This window comes from Xanthomonas sontii, assembly GCF_040529055.1.
Lineage (GTDB): Bacteria > Pseudomonadota > Gammaproteobacteria > Xanthomonadales > Xanthomonadaceae > Xanthomonas_A > Xanthomonas_A sontii.
Genome location: NZ_CP132342.1, coordinates 656,408 through 677,966 on the forward strand (window position 1 = coordinate 656,408; position 21,559 = coordinate 677,966).

The 21,559-nt window shown below is 69.8% G+C and carries 6 protein-coding genes; 3 read left to right on the top strand and 3 right to left on the bottom strand.

The annotated features are described in order from the left end of the window. Both RAB70_RS02860 and RAB70_RS02865 read right to left on the bottom strand, forming a co-directional pair. Window positions 1–15,384: a hemagglutinin repeat-containing protein gene (locus tag RAB70_RS02860; RefSeq protein WP_148828872.1), complete on the bottom strand. Its 15,384-nt coding sequence runs from the start codon at window positions 15,382–15,384 to the stop codon at window positions 1–3. A gap of 79 nt (window positions 15,385–15,463) precedes the next feature. Then, window positions 15,464–17,104, bottom strand: a complete 1,641-nt coding sequence (locus tag RAB70_RS02865) for a ShlB/FhaC/HecB family hemolysin secretion/activation protein (RefSeq protein ID WP_192578938.1) — start codon at window positions 17,102–17,104, stop codon at window positions 15,464–15,466. Between the two features lie 343 nt (window positions 17,105–17,447). Here RAB70_RS02865 and RAB70_RS02870 point away from each other — a divergent pair, with 343 nt between their 5' ends. From RAB70_RS02870 to pyrF, 3 genes are all read left to right on the top strand, one after another. Then, window positions 17,448–18,071, top strand: a complete 624-nt coding sequence (locus tag RAB70_RS02870; protein ID WP_148828874.1) for a hypothetical protein — start codon at window positions 17,448–17,450, stop codon at window positions 18,069–18,071. A gap of 90 nt (window positions 18,072–18,161) precedes the next feature. Beyond that, window positions 18,162–19,076, top strand: a complete 915-nt coding sequence (locus RAB70_RS02875; protein ID WP_148828875.1) for a 5'-nucleotidase, lipoprotein e(P4) family — start codon at window positions 18,162–18,164, stop codon at window positions 19,074–19,076. After that, window positions 19,073–19,807 (top strand): orotidine-5'-phosphate decarboxylase, encoded by a 735-nt coding sequence (pyrF, locus tag RAB70_RS02880; protein WP_148828876.1) that lies wholly within the window; start codon window positions 19,073–19,075, stop codon window positions 19,805–19,807. Before RAB70_RS02875 ends, pyrF begins: the two co-directional genes overlap by 4 nt. 187 nt (window positions 19,808–19,994) lie before the next feature. On the opposite strand, the gene RAB70_RS02885 is transcribed toward pyrF, so the two are convergent. Continuing rightward, entirely contained in the window at window positions 19,995–21,512 is a 1,518-nt protein-coding gene (locus tag RAB70_RS02885) for a tryptophan halogenase family protein (RefSeq protein WP_148828877.1), read from the bottom strand. Between the last annotated feature and the right edge of the window lie 47 nt (window positions 21,513–21,559).

Genomic DNA, 21,559 nt, shown 5'->3' on the forward strand with positions numbered 1-21,559 from the left:
TTACCTTATTATAAGAATTCTATCTTTCTGGCTTTGGCTAAATTTTTCTATCCATGCATTGACTATTTCCTGATTTTTTGGGGTTAAATTCCTATAGTCAAGAGGCACGATGTCCGCTTTTTCTAAGTGGTCTACGAGCTGCTCATAATTTGCCTTATAGTTTTTTTCAAAAAATTGATTGATTTTCCCGGACCTACTGGAATCCGTCCACATAAAATCAACCGTCTTGCCGCTATAAGGCCCGCTTGTAAAAACAAAGTCAGGATTTTTTTCCCCGAGAGTTGGCTCTACTCGGGTTAATGTGCCGCCAAATGTATTCTCAAGTTGAACTGCAGCCTCTCCCTCGTGCAATGCCAATTTCGCCTTATCTGGATCTCTGGCAAGCTCTAGAATACGGCCACGATTTATTGATTGGACGGGATTGATCGCATTAAGTCCATTTTCCGAATCCCTAAAAATTGGAGTTAATGCTGTTCCTAGGCTATCGCCAGAAGATCTTTCCCCCGCGTTACCAGCCGCCTCGGCAACCTCTCTAAGTCCCGTTCTTGCCGCGGTGCTCCCACCCCATGTCAAGGCCATTTCCGTAAGAGTGACTACTGACATGAAACGTGCATCGAAGGCAGCCGTGCCCGACACTGACTCGCCAGTGAAATAGTTGGTGGCGAGTCCGCTATTAAAGACGTCCTGCCATCCGGCGACAGTATCACCGGCCCCTTTTAGGACACCCGGCAAGAGCGCTGCCCCAGGGACAAGGGCATACATGCCACCTGGCATATTGTCCAGCGCGCTATAGAGTTTCTGCCCATTAGTCGGGAATGTGCGGGACACCGTGCTATCAGGGATGGCGTCCTCTGGACCGCCCACGCCGTTGGCAGCCCAGTAGCTCGCCATTAGTTGGTCGAATCGCTCCTGCGAGTGCTGACCTCCTTCCGCGTCCATCTGGGCGTTCACCAGCGCGACCTGAGCGGCATAACCTTCGTCTCGGGTCTTATCCAACTTGACAATTTCTTCAAGCAGTTGGCACGCAAGTGGATTCTGCGGACCACATTCGGCCTGAACTTCTTTTTTAAGCTTATTTTCGTCTACCTTTAGCCAGTTGTTCTCCACAGAATTGCGCGCGATCGCGCTGCCGACCGCTACGTCATTCAAGCTTCCCCCGGTCATTCCGCCGACCAACGCACCGACCGCCTGCGACAACGCCAGGATCGTCTGCTTGTCCTGCTCGGATAGATCGCTCGGCTTGGTGTCGGCGCCATAGAGCGTCTTGGTCAGGTATTGCGCTGCAGCTTCGCCACCCGCTCCAGTAAGTGCACCGCCTACGGCGGAACTTCCATTTGCCTCGGCCAACACCGCACCCAGCAGCGCGTGCGACAGCAACTGCAGCGACTTGTTCGGATCGCTGCCATGGTTGGTGTCGAAGGTCTGCCCGATCAGTTGCGCCGCGTACGGCGCCAGCGCATTGCTCGCCACTTGCGTGCCGCCCTGGCCTGACACGCCACCAACCAGTGCGGTCGTCACTGCTTGCAAGGCACGGTTATATTCGCCACCCGTGCCCCATTGCTTTTCTTTGGCGTAAGCGTCGCTGTAAGCCGTGCTCTGACTAAGCAGCACGTTCTGCTGCGCCGTCGGGTCCAGCTTTGCGAATGCCTCTTGCTCATCGCTATTGAGGCCTTTCAGGTAGGCATCGCGCGCCTCGGCGGTCTTCTTCGCTGCACTGGCCGCGATGTCGCCAGCCACCTGCCGACTGGTCTCCAGCACCGTCCCGGCGGCCGCGCCCATGGCCTGCTGCTCGGCCAGCACCTTGCGCACGTCCGGCAGCGTCGCCAGCGCCTCGTTCGCCTTGCTGGCATCGGTGTTGATGCCGGTCTGCGCCGCAGTGGTGGTCTTGCCGCCGATGACGAGCTTGCCTTCGGTCAGCGTGGCGCGCGTGGTCGTGCTGTCCTTGCCGCTTTCGGACATCGGCAAGCCGCCACCCAACCCGCCATTGTTGACTGATCCGTAGTTGCCCGTGGCAACGGTGTTCTTGATGTCCTTGAGCTGATCGCCCGCACTCGGCGTGGACGTCGGGTTGCCGTTGGCATCCTTGCCTCCATCGCCACTGCTACCGAACCCACCGCTCACACTGCCCGAGCTGGCCGAGTAGCCCATCCGGTTCTGCAGGTCGCTGAAGGTCAGCGAGGTGGCGGTCAGTTCACTGTTGCCCGCATTGGTGCTGGCGATCGCGCCGCCGACTAGGTTCACGTTGCCCGCGTCGACGTGGTAGCCGCCCTTGCCGGCGAACAGGCCCGATTGCTCGGTCACGCCGGTGGAGTTGCCATTGGCCTTGGCCGTGCTGGCGTAGCCGCTTAGATCCCAGGCGCTGCCGATGGCCACCTGGATGCGGCCGCCGTAGCCACTTTCCTTGGACTGGACGTTGGCCGTGTCCTGCAACGACTCGATGGTCAGGTCGCCGCCGGTCTGCACATCGATGCGGTCGGCCTTGGCCACGGCGCCGCGCAGCGTCGTATCGCCCTTGGAGGTGAACGCGATGTTCTGCGCCGCCAGTTCCGTATTCTTCCACGTCGCACCATCGACGTTGGAGGAATGGCTGCCGAAATTGGCTTGCAGGTAGGCGTAGTAGCCTGTCTTCGCACCCACCGACACACCCACACCCACTTCCACGCCGGCGTTGCTGCCCTTGCTCTGCTCGGTGGCCGTGGAGTTGCCCGCTTCCAGCACCAGGTCGCGTGCCGCATCCAGGCGCAGGGTGTCGCCCGCCTTCAGGTTGCCCTGCACCACATGCAGGTCGCCCTTGGTGCTGGTCAGGCTGACGTTGCCGCCGCCGCTGATGGTCGACCCTTGCGCGGTCTGGCTGCCGGCCTTGTACGCCTCGGTGCTGGTGGCGTAGCCCACGCCGGCTTCGGCTTGGACCAGCACGCCGCTGCCCCCCTTCTGCGCGACGCCGCTGATCGCACTGGCCGTCTGGTAGCCATTGGCCAGCGCCGCCATGCCCTGCATCGCCGACAGCCTGCCGTCGGAGTTGCGCGCCGCATCGACGTTGTTGATCAGGTCGATCAGTGGCGATTTCACCCGCGCGAACGCACCGATCTTGAGCGTGTCGTCCTGCGAGGACGCGGCGTGGCTGTCGTTGGCGGTGAGCAACTGGATCGACGCGGCAGTCACGTCCACGTCCTTGGCCGCGACCACGTTGCTGGCGCTCTGCGTATAGGTGCCGCCCGCGCTCAGGTTGACGTTGCCGCCCAGGCTGCCGACGCTGCTGGCCACCTGCGTCACCGTGGCGTTGTCGTCGCGGTGCTTCTCGGTGTGATAGCCGGAGAAGCGCTCGGTGTCGGAGATGACTACCGTGCCGATCGCCTTGTTGTCCGAGACGTTGGCGTTGCCGGCGGTGTCCTGCCCGCTCTGGATGGTCAGGTCGCCAGCGGCGTGCATGGTCACATCGCCCTTTGCCGCGATGTTGCTCGCGGTCAGGGTGATGTCGCCCTTGGTCGTGCTCAGGCTGGCGTTGCCGCCCACCGACAGTTGCGTGCCGGTGATGGTGTCGGTCTGGCCGTTGCCGTTGCCTTTCTGGTTGTAGTTGCCGAACGGCAGGCCCGCCGCATTGTTGAAGCTCCAGCCCTTGCCGCGGCTGTCGTTGCCGCTGGACTCGGTGGTATGCGCCACGCCCAGGTCGATGTTCTGGCTCGCCAGCAACAGCGCGTTGCCCTCGGCCGACAGTTGCGTGCCCTGGCTGGTGATCGAGCCGTCGCTGGCGAGCAGGGTCAGGTTGCCGCCGGCGCTGACCTGGCTCACCCGCGCGGTGCTGGTGCTGTCGTTCTGGTTGGCGTTGGAGCGGTGCGAACCGGCCTGGATCACCACCGGCGTCAGCGCGGCCGCGGTGCCGGCCGTATCGCCCTCGGCGCGCCGGCTGAGCTTGCCCATGGTCGAGCCGCTGTCGGGCATGTTGCTGGTCGCCGAATCTCGTGCGCTGCGATACGCCGCGGCCGGGTCGTAGGTCACCCCGATGGAGAAGCCGCTGGACTTGCTCGACTGGTTGGACTGGTTGTCCACCGTGTCCTGTGCCGCGAGCAGCGCGATGTCCTTGGCCGCCAGGGTCAGGTCCTTGCCCGCGGCCACGTCGGAGGCGCCGATGGTCAGTTGATCGCCGGCACTGATCAGCAGATTGCCGTTCTTGGCACCGACCGCCGAGGCCACCTGGGTGGTGCTCTCGGTGCTGCTGTCGCTGCTGCTGCGCGACTTGCCGTAGCCGAGGCTGGCCACGCCGCCGGAGAAGCTGGCGCTGAAGCCAGACTTCTTCTGGGCGCTGCTGTGCGCCTCGCTGCTCTGGTCCTGCGCCGAGACGATGGCCACATCGTTGCCGGCCACCAGGCGCGCGTCCTGCTGGGCCAGCACGGTCGAGCCGACCACGGCGATGTCGTTGCCTGCCTTGATCTGCACGCTGCCAGCGTCCAGCGAGGTGCCGACGGCCAGGCTGTCGTGCCACTCGTCATGTGTCGTCGTGGTCTTGCTGGACAGGAAGCCCTTTTTCTTCTTCTGCATGTCCTGCACGGCGTCGTGCTGCTCCTGTGCGGTGAGCAGGTTGACGTCGTTGCCGGCGGACACCGCCAGCGCGCCCTTGTCGGTGAACAGGTTGGCCGCAGTCAGGTTCACGTCGTGGCCGGACTGCAGGGCGATGTCGCCGCCGGCGGTGAACTCGCTGCCGTGGACGGTCTCGTCGCGGGTGCTGGTGGTCTGCTTGAAGCGCTTGCGCGTCTCCAGGGTGGTGCTGCTGTCGACCGTGGTCAGCGTGGTGCTGTTGAGGTCGTTGCCGGCGACCACGGCCAGGCCGTTGCCGGCGTCGAGCTTGGCGGCGGTCAGGTTGACGTCGTGGCCGGCGCTGAGCACCAGGTTGCCACCGGCGGTGAGTGCCTGCTGGTCGAGGTCCTGGGTGGTCGTGGTGGTGACGACCCTGGTCTTGCCCTGGCGGCTCTGGTCGGTGACGGTGCGGCTGTCGCCCAGCACCGAGGTCACGTTGAGATCGTGCCCGGCCGCGGCGATCAGGTTGCCATCGGCCTTCACTTGGGCCTGGCGGATGGTGAGGTCGTTGCCGGCGGACAGTTGCAGGCTGCCGCCGGTAGCGATGCTGGTGCGCACCGTGGCCTTGCCGTTGGCATCGGCGACCGGGGTCAGCGACAGGTCGTGCCCAGCCTGCAGGGCGGCGTCGCCACCGGCGGCGATCGCCACGCCGTGCAGTTGCAGGTCGTTGCCGGCCTGCAGGGACAGGTTGTTGCCGACCATCAGGCTGGTGCCGGCGCCGTCGTGCAGCTCCCCCCTCTCGCTTGTGCTTGCGGTGGGTTGCAGAATCAGGTCACGCCCGGCCTGCAGCGCGGCGCTGTTGCCTGTCTGGAGTGTGGTTCCGGTGAGGCTGATGTCGCGCCCCGCCTGCAGCAGCAGGTTGCCCTGCGCCACGATGCTGGAGCGCCCGTTCATGGCATCGCCGCTGGTACTGCTGGTCAGGTCACGGCCAGCGCTGAGCCACACGTCGCGGCCAGCGATCTGGCCGCCGAGGTTGAGCAGGTCCTGCTTGGCCTGCAACGCCACGGTACCGCCGGACACGATACGGCCCTGGTTGAGCAGGTTACCGGCGGTGGCGCTGACGTTGGCGCCACTGATGGTGCCGCTGTTACTCAGGTTGGCCGTAGCGTTGAGCACGGCGTCGCCTGCGCCGCCGGCCAGCAGTACGCCGTCGCTGCGCAGGGTCAGCGCGGTCTTCGACGACAGGTATACCACCGGCACCAGCACCTTCTGGCCCTGGTACTCCTGTTCCACCATCCACACGATGTCGTGGGTCAGCGCGGCGACCTGGTCAGCGGTCAGCGCCACGCCCACGCTCAGGTGCAGCGTGCCGGCCTCGGCGACGCCGCCGTCGAGCAATGCGCGGTACTGGGCCACGCCGTCGGCGTAGTTGCCCAGGTAGCGGCGGCCGGTGAGCTGGGTGATCTGGTCCAGCACCAGCCGCTGTTCGTAGAAACCATCGCCCAGGCGGGTCTGGGTCCACTGCGGATCCACGCCGAGCTTGTCGAGCAGGTAATCGCTGCTGATGAAGTTGTTGTAGTCGACGAAGCGCGGATCGGTCTCGATCAGGTAGCGGCGGCCGGGGGCGCTGGTGTTGGCCTTCACCCCGCCCAGGCCGTTGGCGGCGCGACCCAGCGTGTTGACGCTGGCGCCGCTGCTGCCGACCAGGCGGTACAGCCCGCCCATCGGCAGCACGATGTTGCCCAGCGGCGCGCCGACGCCGCCGACCACCTGCGGCACCTGGCCGGTGCCAGGATCGATCTGCTGGTACTGGCCGGGCACGCTGCCGGCGGTCAGCACCGCCTGCGCCGTGCCGGCCTGGACCTGGCTGCGGCCGCCGCTGCCGGCGCCGCCGAGCTGGGCCTGCACGCCGCTGGCCTGGACCTGGGACGCAGTGGCGCTGCTGCCACCGACCAGGGTGGCCTGGCCGTCGTCGATGCGGATGGCACCGAGGCTGGCGGTGGCGATATGGTTGCCGACGTTGGCCTTGGTGGGCGTCGCAGCCGTCTGCGCCTGCACGGCGATGCCGCCGGCGCCGCCAGCGCTCTGCGTGCCGCGACGGTTCAGCGCGCCACCCTGGGTAGCATTGAAGGCGGCGCCACTGATGCTGCGGCCGTCGCTGCCGACCGCGCCGTTGCTGATGGTGGCGCCGTTGATCGCGATGCCCTGGCCGCCGGTCATGTTGGCGGCGAGGGCGATGTACGTGTTCTGCAGTGTGCCGGTTCCAACGACTGACGCTCGCGTGCCGCCAATGCTGCCGGTTCCCGACTGCGATTCGGAGTCGTCGATGCTGCAGTACATCTTGCCCGGCGGCGGCGTGCAGCCGCCGGAACGGGGGCTGTCGGTGTACTCGGTGTCCGTGTAGTTCACCGTCTGCTTCAGCGCCAGCGCCTGGTTGAGCACGTTTTCGTTGCCGCCGATCATGCCGTCGGACAGACCGGACACGCCGCGCTGATTGACCCACAGACCGCCGCCCGCGGCGATCGCGGAGGCAGTGTTGGTCACGCTGCCGGACAGCGCAATGTTGCCCCCCGCCACGATCCGGCCTTCGGCGCTGGCCGCAGTCACGCGTTCGCGCGACTGCGCGTCGAAGGTCCGGAACAACCCGAGATTGTGGCCACGATGGCCGGCAGGTTCCGGGTCGTTGCGCAGCTCCTGCTCCGGCATCGCTTGGTTCGCCGCGGCGCGCTCATCCGCCGTCATGGCCGAGGTTGCCGTAGTAATGGCGCGCCGCCGGTTGTTGATCTGATTGGCCGCGATCAGGATGCTGCCATCGGCCTCGATGCTGCCGGAGACGTTGTCCAGCGTGCCGGTGCGCGCGGTGAGGGTACCGTTGCCGTCGCGCGCGGCGCCGATGGCGATGTTGCCGAGGCTGAAGATCTTCGCGTCGCGGTTGACCAGTTGGTCGCGCACCAGCAGGGTCATGCCGCTGGTGGCGCCGATCAGCGCGCTGCCATAGGCGGCGTTGTCGGTGGCGCCGCCCAGGTCGGCGCCGTTGACCAGGGTGCCGGTGTCCACCAGCACGTTGCCGCCGACCAGGCTGCCGGTGTTGGACACCGACCCGGCAGTGACCTGCAGGTTGCCGCTGGCGGAGAGGTCGCCGGCGTTGCTGACACTGCCGCCGGTGTTCAACTGCACGTTGCCCGAGCGCATGCTGGCGCCGGCCACGTTGTTGATGCTGCTGGCATTGATGCCCAGGCTGCGCCCGGCCTGCAGCGCCGAGGCGTTGACGAAGTTGCCGCCCACCGCAAGGCGGAAGTCGCCGTTGCTGGTGATGTCGGCACCGGCGCGATGGGTGTAATCGCTGCGGATGGTCAGGTCGAGCAGGTTCTGGCCGAGGATGCTGCCGCCGCCGTCGAAGCCGACGGTGTCGATCACCACGTCGCCCGCGCCGCCGGCGCTGCTGCCGGCGCCGATCTGCCCGCCGCTGTTGCTCAGGCTCTGCAGATTCAGGCGCACCGCCTGCTCGGCCTTGATCTTGCCGTTGCGGTTGTCGAGCGTGGCGCCGCTCCGCTGCAACAGCATGCTGGCGCCGGCGTAGACGCTGCCGCCCTGGTTGTCGAGCGCGTTGGTGTTGGCGACCAGGTCGCCGCCGGCCACCAGTTGCCCGCTGCCGTTGGCGATGCTGGCGGCGTCGAGCACGACGCTGCCGCGCCCGCCCAGGCTGCCGCCGACGTTGCGCAACTCGCCGCCGGTGGTGAGCCGGGTCAGGCCGCCGCCGTTGTTGACGACGCTGCCCTGGCTGTTGTCGATGCGGCCGCCGGACAGGGTCATGGCGTTGCCGCTGTCGAGCTGGCCGCCGCTGTTGAGCAGCGCGCCGGTGACGGCGACGCTGAGGTCGCGGGCGGCACCGATGCGGCCGCTCTGGTGGTTGTCGAGCTGGCCGCGCGCGGTCAGCGCCAGGTCGCGTCCGGCCTGCAACGTACCGCCGCTGTTGCTCGCATTCTCCGCGTTCACGGTCAGATCGGTACTGGCGCCGATCACGCCCGCGTCGTTGTTCAACGTATGCGCCAGATCCACGCGCAGGTCGCCACCCGCACCGCCGCTGCTCAGCGCCTGCATGGTGCCGCCGCGGTTTTCGAGGCTGTCGGCGCGCAGCACCAGGCTGCCGCCGGCGGCTTGCACCACGCCAAGACGATTGTCGAGCGCACCGCTGCCCAGTTGCACATTCAAGCCGCGTGCGGACACGCTGCCGCCGATGTTGCCCAGGCCGGCCGCGGTGACGCTGGCATCGCCGGCGGCGGCGATGACGCCGCCCTGGTTGTCGAGCGTGTTACCGGTGCTGAGCTGCAGCTGGCCCTGGGTGAGGATGCGACCGCCGGCATTGCCGAGGGCGCCGCTGCTGCTGACCGTGAGCGTGCCGCTGCCGGCGTGTTCGATGCGCCCTTGCGCGTTGTTGATCGACGCCGCGCCCAGTTGCAGGTCGCTGCCGTTGCTGACCAGGCGGCCGCCGCCGTTGTCGAACGCGCCGGTGACGGCGATGCGGGTGGTGCCGCTGCCGCTCTGCACCAGGCTGCCGCTGCCGTTGCGCAGCGTCGCCGCGCCCAGGTCCAGGCCCGCCGCCTGCAGCGTGCCGCCGACGCCGTTGAGCGCGCTGTTGTCCAGCGCGCCACCGGCGCGCACGGTGAGCAGGCCGCCGGCCAGCAGGTCGGCGCCGCGATGGTCGACGTCGCCGCTGGCGGTCAGCGTGGCGTTGCCGCCGACGCGGGTGGTGCTGCCGGCCAGCGCGAGTTGCGTGGCGTCTGCGGCGAGGTTGCCGGCGGCGATCAGGCGGCCGCTGGCGCTGAGCGTGCCATCGGCATGCAGGGTCAGCGCGCCACTGTTGCCGAGGCTGCCATCGGCGCGCACACCGGCCGCGGCAACGCCGCCGATAGCGACATCGGCGCCGCTCAGGCGCAGGTTGCCGCTGGACAGGGTCTGCCCGGCGTTGTCGATGCGCTGGCCCTGCAGCGCGATGTCCGCACCGCTGACGACGCCGCGCTGGAGTACGGCGGCATCGCTGCCGAGCACGACCTGGTTGGCGTTGAGGGTACCGGCCACGGTCAGATCGCCATGCGCCTGCAGTTGCAGCGTGGTCGCCGCGCTCAAGGCGCCGCTCTGGGTCAGCGCGCCGCCGGCCTGCGCGCTGAACCCGCCGGCCGAGGCCAGGGTGCCGCCCAGGTTCAGGTCGCCCTGGCTGACCAGGGCCACGTCGCCGGTTTCGCTGCCGAGCTGGCCGCTGCTGGCGACGCTGGCCGCCTGCACGCGCAGGGCGCTGCCGGCGATCAGGTCGCCGCGATTGTCGACCGCACCGTTGGCGGTCAGCGCCAGGCGCTGCACGCCGTAGCTGCGCCCGGTCTGCTGCAGCGAACCGACGTCCAGCTGCAGGCGCTGGCGCGCACGCAGCGCGCCGGCGTTGCTGAGCAGGCCGCTCACGGTGAATGTGGCGTTGCCCAGGGCGGCGAGCAGGCCGCTGCTGCTATTGGTGGCGCTGGCGGCGGTGAGCGTCAGGTCGCTACCGGCGACGACCTGGGCGGCGTTGTCAAGCGCGCCGGTGGCGCGCAGGTCGAGCGTCGAAGCGGACTGCACCAGGCCACCGAGGGTGAGGTCGCCGGTGCTGGTCATCGCCAGCGTGGTACCGGCGTCGACCGTACCCTGGCTGTCGATGGCCGCGCCGCTCAACTGCAGCGCGCCGGCGCTGTGCAGCACGCTCTGGCTGCCGCTGCGCAGGGTGCCGCCGGCCTGCAGGGTGGCGCCCTGGCCGGCGCTGACGCTGCCGTTCACCTGCAGGTCGCGCTGCGCCTGTGCCTGCAGCCCCTGCGTGGTGGCGAGCTGGCCGCCCAGCGCCATGTCGCGCCCGGCGCGCAGGTCCAGCGCCTGTGCGCTGAGCGTGCCGGTCTGCAGCAGATCGCCCTGCGCCTGCGCGCTGAGTGCGGTGGCGGCGGCGACAGTGCCGCCCAATGTCAGATCACCCTGGCTGGTCAGCGCCACCTGGCCGCTCTGGCTGCCGAGCTGGCCGGTAGTGGCGATGCGCGCGGCGTCGAGCTGCAGGTCGCGCTTGGCGATCAGCTCGCCCTGGCTGTCGATGGCGCCGCTGGCGCGCAGGCTCAGCGTGGCGCCGGCGTAGGCCTGGCCGCTGTGCTGCAGATCACCGACCTGCAGGGTCATGGCCTGGCCGGACTGCAAGATGCCGGCGTTGACGAGGGTGCCGGCGGTGGTCAGGGCCAGCGTGCCCTTCGCGGCGAGGCTGCCCCCTTGGACATTGGCGATGCCGGCGGCAGCGACGCTGAGGTCGCGGCCGGCCAGCACCTGCGCGGCATTGGTCAGCTGGGTGCCAGCGGTGAGCGCGACGTCGCGCCCGGCCTGGGCGACGCCGGCCACGGCCAGGGCGCCATCGCTGCGCAGGGCCAGATCGGTGGCGGCGTCGAGCATGCCGCGGCTGTCGAGGCTGCCGCCTTGCAGGGTGATGGCGCCGGCCGTGCTCTGCAGCACCGCCGCGTTGCCGGTGGCGACGCTGGCGCCTTGCAGTTGCAGATCGCCGGTGGTCAGGGCCTGGCCGTCGATGCGCAGCGCGCGTTGCGCCTGCAGCGTGGCGCCGGTGGCGCTCTGCAACCCACCGGCGACGCCGACATCGCGTCCGCTCAGGGCGATCGCGCGCGCCTTGGCCACGCCGTCCAGGCGCAGGTCGCCCAGCGCAGTGGCGTTCAAGGCCTGCGCGGCGATCACGCTGCCGCCCAGCTGCAGGTCGCCCTGGCTGGTGAGCGTGACCTGACCGTTCTGGCTGCCGAGCTGGCCGCTGTTGCTGAGGCTACCCACGTCCACCAGCAGGTCGCCGCCGGCGATCACGTTGCCGCGGTTGTCCAGCGCGCCGCTGCTGCGCAGCGTCAGCGCCTGGCCGGTGGAGAGCGTGCCGCTGTGCTGCAGGCTGCCGACCTGCAGCGTCAGCGCCTGCTCGCCGCGCAGCAGGCCGGCGTTGTCGAGCAATCCATCGACGTGCAGATCCAGCCCGCGGCCAGCGGCCAGCGTGCCGGCGGCGCGGTTGACCGCGCTGCCCGCCTGCACCTGCAGATCGCGCCCGGCCACCACGCGGGCGCTGTTGTCGAACGCACCGGCGGCGGTCAGCAGCACGTCGTTGCCACCCTGGGCGATGCCGGCCAGGCGCAACGCGTCCTGGCTGTGCAGGGTCAGGTCGGTGCCGGCGTCGAGCGCGCCCTGGCTGTCGACGCTGCCACCTTCCACGGCGATACCCGCGGTGCTCTGCAGCACCGCGGCGCTGCCGGTGCCGACGCTGGCGCCGCGCAGCTGCACGCTGCCGCCGGCCAGCGCCTGCCCGTCCAGCTGCAGCGCGCGCAGCGCCTGCGCCTGCAAGGTCGACGCACTTTGCACCGTGCCGGCCATGCTCAGATCGCGCCCCGCTTCCAGTTGCAAGGACTGCGCCTTGCTGGTGCCGGCGTGCAGCAGATCGCCCGCCGCCTGCAGGCGCAGCGCTGTACCGGCGATCTGGGTGCCGGTCACTTGCAGATCGCCGGCGCTGACGACGCCGAGCTGTCCATCCTGGCTGCCGAGCTGGCCGCTGCTGGTCACGCTGCCGGCGCTGATCTCCACGTCGTGCTTGCCGATCAGGTCACCGCTGTTGGTCAGTGCGGTGGCCGCCTGCACGGTCAACGTATCGCCGGCATAGCTGCGTCCACTCTGTTGCAGGCTGCCGACGGTCAATTTCGCGGCCTGGCCGGCCTGCACCAGGCCGGCGTTGTCGAAGTTGCCCTGCACGCTGGCATCGAGCGCCGCCTGCGCGAGCCACTGGCCTTGCGCCTGGTTGCGGGCGCTGGCGGCGGTGAGCTGCAGCGCGCGCCCGGCGAACACCTTGGCCTGGTTGTCGAGGGTGCCGCCGGCCAGCACCGCGACGTCGCGCCCGGCCTGGGCGATGCCGGCCAGGTGGATATCGCCCGTGCTGTGCAGGCGCAGATCGGTGCCCGCGTCCAACGCGCCCTGGCTGTCCAGCGCGGCGGTGTCCACCTGCAGCGCGGTGGCGCTCTGCAGGATGGCGCTGTTCCCCAACGCGACGCTGGCGGCGTTGACGCCGACCGCGCCGCTCGCGCTGGCCTGGCCGTCCACGCGCAGCGCACGTTGCGCCTGCAGTTGCAGGGTGTCGGTGCTCTGCACGGCGCCGGCCACGCCCAGGTCGGCCGCAGCGGCGAGCTGTACGCCGGCCGCCCGCAGGCTGCCGCGCTGCTGCAGATCGCCGAGCGCCTGCGCGTTCAAGGCGCCGGCGGCCACGACCACGCCATCGAGCTGCACGTCGCCGCGGCTGTTCAGCACGACCTGGCCGCGCTGGCTGCCGAGCTGGCCGCTGCTGGCCAGGCTGCCGGCATCGAGCTGCACGTCGCCGCCGCCGACCAGGTCGCCCTGGTTGGCAACGGCACCATCGACGCTCAACGTCAGCGTCGTGCCGGCATTGGCCGAGCCGGTCTGCGCGAGGCTGCCCGCGCGCAAATTGAGCGCGCCGCCCGCATACACGTGACCGTCGTTGGACAGCGCGCTGGCGCTGCTCAGGCTGACATCGCCGGCCACCGACAGGCTGGCGCCAGCGGCGTTGCTGAGGCTGCTGGCGTTGGCGCTGAGCGCGCCGCCGGCCACGACCTGGGCCTGGTTCTGCAGCGCCCCGGCGCTGCTCAGCGCGAGATCGCGACGCGCCTGCACGGTGCCGGCCAGCGACAGGTCGCCGGCGCTGCGCAGCGCCAGGGTCGTGCCGGCATCCAGCACGCCGGCCTGGGCGATGCTGGCGCCGTCCAGCGCCAGTGCGCCGCCGCTCTGCACCTGCCCGCTTTGCAGCAACGCGCCCTGCGCGTGCAGCGTGGCGTTGCCGCCGGCCGCCAGGGTGGCGCTGCTGCGCAACTGGCCATCGGCGCTCAACTGCAGATCGCCATCGGTGCGGACCACACCGTCCAGCGTGGCGTCGCCCACCGCCTGCAGTTGCGCGCTGCCCGCGCCCAGGGTGCCCGATTGCAGCAAGGCGCCGCCGGCCTGCGCGGTCAGCGCGCCCTTTGCCGCCACCTGCCCGGCCAGGGCCAGGTCGCCGCGGCTGCGCAGGGCGACGTCGCCGCCCTGGCTGCCGAGTTCGCCGCTGCTGCGCAGTTGCGCGGCGTCCACGCGCAGCGCCGCGCCGGCCACCAGGCTGCCGCTGTTGTTCAGCGCCGCAGTGCTGGCGAGCGTGGCGTTGCGCCCGGCGTAGCTGCCGCCGGAGTTGCCGACGCTGGCCGCGTCGATGCGCAGGTCGCGTCCGGCATACAGGGTGCCGGCGTTGTCGAGCGCGCCCGGCGTCGCCAGCGCGATGTCGCCACCGGCCGAGACCACCGCACCGGCCGCATTGCCGATCGCTGCCGCGCCCAGGTCCAGGCGCCCGCCGGCGCTGAGCTGGCCGAGCGTGTCCAGGCGGCCGCCGGCCTGCACGCTGGCGTCCTGCCAGGACTGCGCAAGGCCGGACAGGCGCATGTCGGCGTCGCTGCGCAGGCGCAGGCCCGCACCGGCGTCGAGCACGCCGGCGGCATCGATCCGCGCCGCCTGCACCGCGAGGCTGCCGGCGCTCTGCACGGTGCCGCCGCGCTGCAGCCAGGCCGCGCCGGCCTGCAGCTGCGCCGCGCCACCGGCGTAGGCGCTACCGCTGCTGCGCAATTCGCCGCTGGCACTCAGCGCCAGATCGCCGCCGCTGTAGAGGCTGCCGCCGGCGTCCAGCTCCGAGCCGAACAGGGTGATGGCGCCGGCGCTGCTGCGCCCGCTGTGCGCCAGCGTGCCGCTGGCCGCGGCATCGAGCAGGCCATGGGCGATGGTGTCGCCGCTCAGCGCCAGTTGCGCGGCGCGCAGGCGCACGCCGGCCTGCTGCGAGCCGAGCACGCCTTGCTGGCTCAGCGCGCCGGCCGAGCGCAGGTCGACGTCGTCGCGGGCCACCGCGGTGCCGGCCAGGCTCAGCTGGCCGGCGCTGTCGATCTGCAGGCTGCCGCTCTGCGCGGACAGGGTGCCTCGGCTGACCACGCCCACACCGGCTTCGGTGGCGATCAGGCGGATGCGGTCGGCGTACATGCCGCCCAGGTACGCCACGTCGATGCCGATCGCCGGCGGTGCGCCGTCGCTGCCCGGCAGCACCTCCAGCAGCATGCCGTCGTAGCCGATACGCTGCGCACCGGCGCTGGCCAGCAGATCCTTGGCCCACACCGAACCGCCCACGCTCAACTGCCGCGACAGCAGATCCAGGCGGTCCACGTTGTACGCGTCCAGACCGTTGCTGCCGACGCTCAGCGCGCCGCCGGTGATGGAGAAACCGTTCAAGGCGCCATCGGCGCCGAGCAGCGGCGTGCCGGTGGCCAGGGTGACGCGCGAGGTGTTGAGGAAGCCGCAGCCGTCGCAGACGATGCCGTTGGGATTGGCGATCACCAGCTGCGCCTTGGCCCCGGCGATCTCGGTATAGCCCTGCAGGCGGCTGGTGGTGGAGGTGACTTCGTTGAGGATCAGCGTGGCCGCGCCGCTGTTCTTCAGGTTGTCGTTGCCGGCGATGTAGCCGCCCAGTTCGGTCTTGGAGATCTGCGCGCTGTTGTTGAGGATCAGGCCGTTGCTGCCGACGTCGAAGCGCGAATAGCGGTTGTGCGAGACGCCGCGCGCGTTGGGGGCGACGATGTCGACCACCGGCACGCCGTTGGCGGCGGCCTGCTGGCCGGGCTGGCGCCCGTCCGGATTGGCGACCGGTGCGACCTGCGCGTACAGCGGCAGCGAGGTCCAGGTGACGGTGCAGCACAACAGCGCGGCGAGGCCGCGCTTGAGCGGCTCGAGCAGGCGGTGGCGGCGGTCGTCGTTACGGTCCATGTGCATCGTCGTCTCTCTCGTGCCGCACACCGCGGCAAAACCCATCGCGTTGCCTGCCGCCGGCCGGCGGCAGGACGTGTCAGAACTGGTAGATCAGGCGCACGCCGTAGGCCGGCTGCGCGCTGTGGAAGTCGCGCGGTGCGTGCAGGTCCCAGCCGGCGAAGCCATCCCAGCTGAGTCCGCCGCGCGCGCCACGCACGCCGACGAAGCCGCCGACCAGGCTGCGCCCGGCCAGGCCGGCGGCGCTGGGCCCCGCGATGCGGCCGGCATCCACGCCCAGGTACGGGGTGATGCCCAGGCGCTGCACCGGCAGGTTGAGGGTGTTGCGCCAGTACGCGCCGCGCTCGGCGCCGAGGGTGCGTTCGCCGTCGAAGCCGCGCACGCTGTAGCGCCCGCCCAGGGTGATGAATTCCGAACCCAGCAGCAGTTGCGGGGAGGTCTGCGCATGCAGGCTGCTGTCCCAGCTCATCGCCACCTGGCCCAGCGCGAACGGCAGGCCGGCGCTGACATCCAGGGTGGTGACGCCGTAGCGGTAGCCGGGGAAGCCCACCGCCGGGTCGTAGCCGGTCCATTGCCCGTCGAACCACGGGGTGCCGCGGCGGTGCCCAACGCGCGTGTCCAGCTGCAGCTTGCCCAGGTAATGGCGATGGCTGAGGTAGAACTCGGCACTGGTGGTGTGGCGGCGCTGGATGCCGATCTCCACGCCGTCCAGGTAGCTGCGCGCCGCGCGCTTGGCCACCACCATGCCCAGCGTGGTCTTGCTGGTGCCGGTGCGGTGGATCACCCGCTGCAGATCCAGTTGCGCGCTGTCGGAGCTGCCGCTGGACTGGAAGCTCTGGCGGAAACCCTCCACCTGTTGGTGGTAGCGATAGGACGACAGCGACAGCGAGAGGGTCCACCAGCCCCAGGGCACGCTGTAGGACAGGCTGTTGCCGCGGGTGCCGCGCGCGGCGCCATCATCCACCAGGTCGTGGTTGTAGCCGATCGAGAGCAGGTCGTTGATGCCCAGCGGTGCATCCAGGGCGAAATCGACGCCGCCCTGGTAGCGCCCGGTCGCCTGCACGCCCGAATCGTCGGCATTGAGCACCGCGCGCCAGCGCCGACTGCGCTGCACGGTGATCAGCAGGTCCGACTCGCCGGGCTGCTCGCCCGGGGCGATGTCGATCTTGGCGTCCTGCGACGGCACCCGCTTGAACTGCTCCACGCCCTGCTCGATCGCGCGCAGGTCGAGCACGTCGCCCGGCCGCAGCGGCAGCGCGCCGCGCCAGAACACGCGGCCGTCCGCCGACTGCACCCGCACCTGGCGCAGGCGCCCGGGCAGCAGTTCGAAGCGCAGCTCACCGCGGGACAGGTCCTGCGCGGGCACGCCGAGGCGGGTGGTGACGAAGCCGCGCGCGACCAGTTGGTCCAGCGCGCGGCGGCGGATCAGGTCGATGCCGGCCGTGCCGATGCAGCGACCTTCGTAGCGACGCAGCGACTGCCACAGCCAGGAAAAGCGGGCTGCGTCGGGACCGCCGCCGCTGAGGCGGACGTGCTGGATCGGGAAGCACAGCGCTTCGGTCGGCAAGACGGTGCTGCGCATGTCCGCCGGCGCTTCGGCCTCGCGCGGGCCCACGAACGGCGCCTGCCGGTCCTGCTCCTGCTGGCGCTGGACCTGCTCGGCCTGGCGCAACTGTTCCTGGCGATCGAGCGTGCTCGGCGGGTCCTGCGCCTGCGCCATGGGCACGCTGGCAAGCAGGCACGCAGCCAGCACAATGCGAGAAGCTCCTTTTCTCCGGCGATCCACTGCGACGTCCCCTGTGACGCTTCCCGCGTTTGCCTGCGGTGCAGGCGCGATCGCGTCGCAGCGCACCAGGCGCCGCGTCGCACGGTTTTCCATACTTGGAAGTGTGGTGGAAACCACAGTGCGGCGGCATCGGGAGGCTCCCGACACGCTGTCGGTAAATTCCCTGCAAAACAGGCGCTTGCGAGAATTTCATCACCCTCGCAAAGGACTTACGTCACAACTGGCGCGCGATCCACGGCGGCTGCCACACTCTTGGCTCACACCTCGAAGGGCTCGCATGCTGCCGCTCCTCCTCCTGCTGGCCCTGGCCTCGCCCGCTGCGCCCGGCGCCGTGCCCGCCCCCAGCGCCGCGACGCCGACACCGACGGACTGCCGCGCGGCATCGGCCGTGCCGTCCGATACCGACGTCTGCGATCCACGCCGCGGCCTGCTGCATCTGGCCTATCGCGCGGGCCGTGTGGTGCTCCAGCTGCCCGGACGCACACCCGCCGTGCTGGAGACCATTCCGCGCGCCTACGCACCGGAGCGGATCGGCGCCGAACGCGCCATCCGCCTGCTGCCGACCCGGTTGCAGCCGTATCTGGCGCGCGACCACCTGCTGTACCTGTCGGTGCGCCGGTCCTCGCCCGGGGACGGACATGGCTACTGCGGCGCCGGGGCGGAGATGGCGCTGACCGTGGTCGACCTGCACGGGGCGCCTTCGATCCTGGCGCGGATACCGGTGTCCAGTTGCCTGGACAACATCGACCTGGACGCGCCCGACCTCGAGGACCTGACGCCCTACGCCGTGCGCGATGGCCGCCTGCGCATCCGCTTCAGCGCCTATGCCGGCCACGACGATGCCGGCCCCGTCGAGGCGGTGCTCGCCCCGGACCTGCACGGACTGACGTTCGCGCCCTGAGCGCGGCAGCCCGCCTGCGCCACTGCGCGCCGCGCCTGTCATCGCAACCGGCTAAAATCCGCGGTTCATTTGCCCAGGTTCCCACGCCCGATGACGCCGATCGCCCGCACCGCACTGGCCTGCGCCGTGCTCGCCCTGTCCGCCTGCAAGCCGCAGGCGCAGGTCGCCGACCCCACCGCCAAGCCGGCCGCCCCTGCCGCTGCCGCCACGCCCGCAGCTGCCACGCCGGGCGCCGCCGACGACAACCTCAACGCAGTGCTGTGGATGCAGCGCTCGGCCGAGTACCAGGCCCTGGCCGAGCAGACCTATCGCGCCGCCGCCGACCGCCTGGATGCGGCGCTGAAGGAGCCGAACTGGGACGCGCTGGTCCCGGAGGAGCGCGGCAACGCCGCCGCCGGATTGAAGCCGGCGGTGGTGATGGACGTGGATGAAACCGTACTGGACAACTCGCCGTACCAGGCGCGGCTGATCCGCAACGGCAAGGAATACGACGAGGTCACCTGGGACCAGTGGGTCGCCGAGAAGAAGGCCAAGCCGATTCCCGGCGTGGTCGATTTCGCCAAGGCCGCCACCGCCAAGGGCGTCACCGTGCTGTACGTGACCAACCGCGCCGTGCACCTGACCGACGCGACCCTGGCCAACCTGCGCAGCGCCGGCCTGCCGGTGGCCGACAACAGCGTGCTGCTGGGCCTGGGCACGGTGGTCAAGGATTGCGAGCAGAACGGCTCGGAGAAGAACTGCCGGCGCAAGCTGGTCGGCCAGCAGTACCGCGTGCTGATGCAGTTCGGCGACCAGCTCGGCGACTTCGCGCAGGTGGTGGCCAACACCCCGGAAGGCCGCGCGCAGTTGCTGCAGCAGTACCACGACTGGTTCGGCGAGCGCTGGTGGATGCTGCCCAACCCCAGCTACGGCTCCTGGGAGCCGGCGCTGTTCAACAACGACTTCACCCAGTCGCGTGCCGCCCGCCACCAGGCCAAGGTGCAGGCGCTGGAGCTGGCGCAGTGAGTCGCGCGCCGCTGGCGCTGGCGCCGCACGAGCGCCTGATCTTCGCCCTCGACGTGCCCGGGCGCGGCGAGGCGCTGGAGTGGACCGAGCGGCTCGGCGATGCGGTGGCCTTCTACAAGATCGGCATGGAACTGCTCGCCTCCGGCGAATACTTCGACGTGCTGGACACGCTGGCCGGGCGCGGCAAGCGGGTGTTCGTGGACCTGAAGTTCTTCGACATCCCGGCCACGGTGGGCGGGGTGATCCGGCGGCTGTCGCAGTGGCCGGTGGACTACTGCACCATCCACGGCTGGCACCCGCCGATGATGCAGGCCGCGGCCGAGGCCAACGGCAGCGACATGCGCCTGCTGGCGGTGACCGTGCTGACCTCGATGGGCCGCGCCGACCTGGCATCGATGGGCATCGACCGCGCGCCGGAAGACGTGGTGGTGGAGCGCGCACTGGCCGCGCAGGCGGCCGGCATCGACGGCGTGATCGCCTCCGGCCAGGAAGCGGCACCGATCCGCCGCGCCACCGGCGCCGGCTTCTCCATCGTCTGCCCCGGCATCCGCCCGGGCGGCCCGGTCGGCGACGACCAGCAGCGCACCGTCGGCGTGGCCCAGGCCTTCGCCGACGGCGCCGATGCGATCGTGGTCGGCCGGCCGATCCGCCAGGCGGCCGATCCGCGCGCTGCCGCCGAGGCGATCCAGCGGGAGATTGCGCTGACATTGGCCGGCGGCGCTGTCAGTTGATTTAAAATCAATGACTTAGAAAGCAACTTCTAAAGCATTGCTTTAGCTTCGGCGTGCCGGTAGCATGCCCAGCGTCCGGCTCTGCCGGAGATGTGCCATACCGTTCTCCGGCTTCGGTCGGATTTGAAGAGGCCCGCGCCTGGTGCGCGTGGCCTCTTTTTTTGTGCCCGCGCGGCGCCGGCCGTGCTCACACAGGCCTGGCCGCGCAATAGCGGTCGATGAAGGCCTGGTGCGGCGGCATCGCGTCGGCGCAATGGCCGATCGTCTGCTCGACGCTGGCCATGAAGCGCTCCAGGTCGGCCTGCGGCACCTGGTCCACCAGCGGGTGGTAGGCGCGCGGCAGGATGCCCTGCCCCACCATCACCTGCACCCAGCTGATCTCGGCGAACATCTCGTCGCCGTTGCGGTAGAAGCGGCCGCTGTCGCGGAACAGCGCCAGCGTCTCCTCCAGTTCCGGGGTGATCGGCATGCTGCGGCAGTGCCGCCAGAACGCGCTGTCGTCACGCTCGGTGGCGTGGTAGTGCAACAGCAGGAAGTCGCGGATGCGGTCGAACTCGAAGGCGATGCGCTCGTTGTAGCGCCGCACCAGCACCGGGCTGATGCCCTCGCGCGGGAACAACTCCAGCAGCTTGGAGATGCCGGACTGGACCAGGTGGATGCTGGTCGATTCCAGCGGCTCCATGAAGCCGCTGGCCAGGCCCAGCGCGATCACGTTGCGGTTCCACACCTGCTTGCGGCGGCCGGTGACGAAGCGCAGCGGGCGGGGGTCGGCCAGGGCCGGGCCGTCGAGGTTGGCCAGCAGCGTGGCCGCGGCCTCGTCGTCGCTGATGTGCGCACTGCAGTACACGTAGCCGTTGCCGGTGCGGTGCTGCAGCGGGATACGCCACTGCCAGCCGGCCGCGCGCGCGGTGGCGCGGGTGTACGGCGTGGGCGGGCCGACCTTGGCGCAAGGCACCGCCAGCGCACGGTCGCACGGCAGCCAGTGGCTGAAATCGTGGTAGCCGGTGTGCAGCGCCTGCTCGATCAGCAGGCCGCGGAAGCCGGAGCAATCGATGAACAGGTCGCCGGCGATCGCCTCGCCCGATGCAAGCCGCACCGAAAGCACGTCGCCCGATTCCGGATGCAGCTGCACCTCCTCGACGATGCCCTCGCGCCGGTTCACCCCGCGCTGTTCGGCGTAGCGGCGCAGGAAGCCCGCGTACAACGCCGCATCGAAATGGTAGGCGTAGGCGATGTTGGCCAGCGGCGAGTTCGGCGGCACGTCGGTGGCCGAGGTCATGAACCGGTCGCGCTTGGCGGCGACGGTGTTGAGCGTGTAGGCGCCCAGCGGCCTGGCCTTGCCGGCCAGCGCCTGCTTGAACCAGTACTGCTGGAACGGCAGCAGCCCGAGCGGATGCCCGATCTCGGTGCCGAAGCCGTGCACGTAGGACGTGCCGGGGCGCTGCCAGTCGGCGAACTCGATGCCGAGCTTGAAGCTGCCCTGGGTGTGGCGCACGAACTCGGCCTCGTTGATGCCGAGCAGGTTGTTGAAGGCCTTGATGTGCGGCACGGTGGCCTCGCCGACGCCGACGATGCCGATCTGCTCGGACTCGATCAAGGTGATGCGGTAGTCGGGGCCCAGCACACGCGCCAGCGCGGCAGCGGCCATCCAGCCGGCAGTGCCGCCGCCGACGATGACCAGGTTGCGGAGAGGGGCGGCGATCATGCGTGCAGGGTCCTGTACCGAGGAAAGAGGCGACCGCAAACGCGGAC

What these genes read in the sequence shown, in the direction of transcription:
- RAB70_RS02860 (WP_148828872.1), bottom strand. Translation starts at nt 15,384, where the DNA reads ATGGACCGTAACGACGACCGCCGCCACCGCCTGCTCGAGCCGCTCAAG.
- RAB70_RS02865 (WP_192578938.1), bottom strand. Translation starts at nt 17,104, where the DNA reads ATGGCGCAGGCGCAGGACCCGCCGAGCACGCTCGATCGCCAGGAACAG.
- RAB70_RS02870 (WP_148828874.1), top strand. Translation starts at nt 17,448, where the DNA reads ATGCTGCCGCTCCTCCTCCTGCTGGCCCTGGCCTCGCCCGCTGCGCCC.
- RAB70_RS02875 (WP_148828875.1), top strand. Translation starts at nt 18,162, where the DNA reads ATGACGCCGATCGCCCGCACCGCACTGGCCTGCGCCGTGCTCGCCCTG.
- RAB70_RS02885 (WP_148828877.1), bottom strand. Translation starts at nt 21,512, where the DNA reads ATGATCGCCGCCCCTCTCCGCAACCTGGTCATCGTCGGCGGCGGCACT.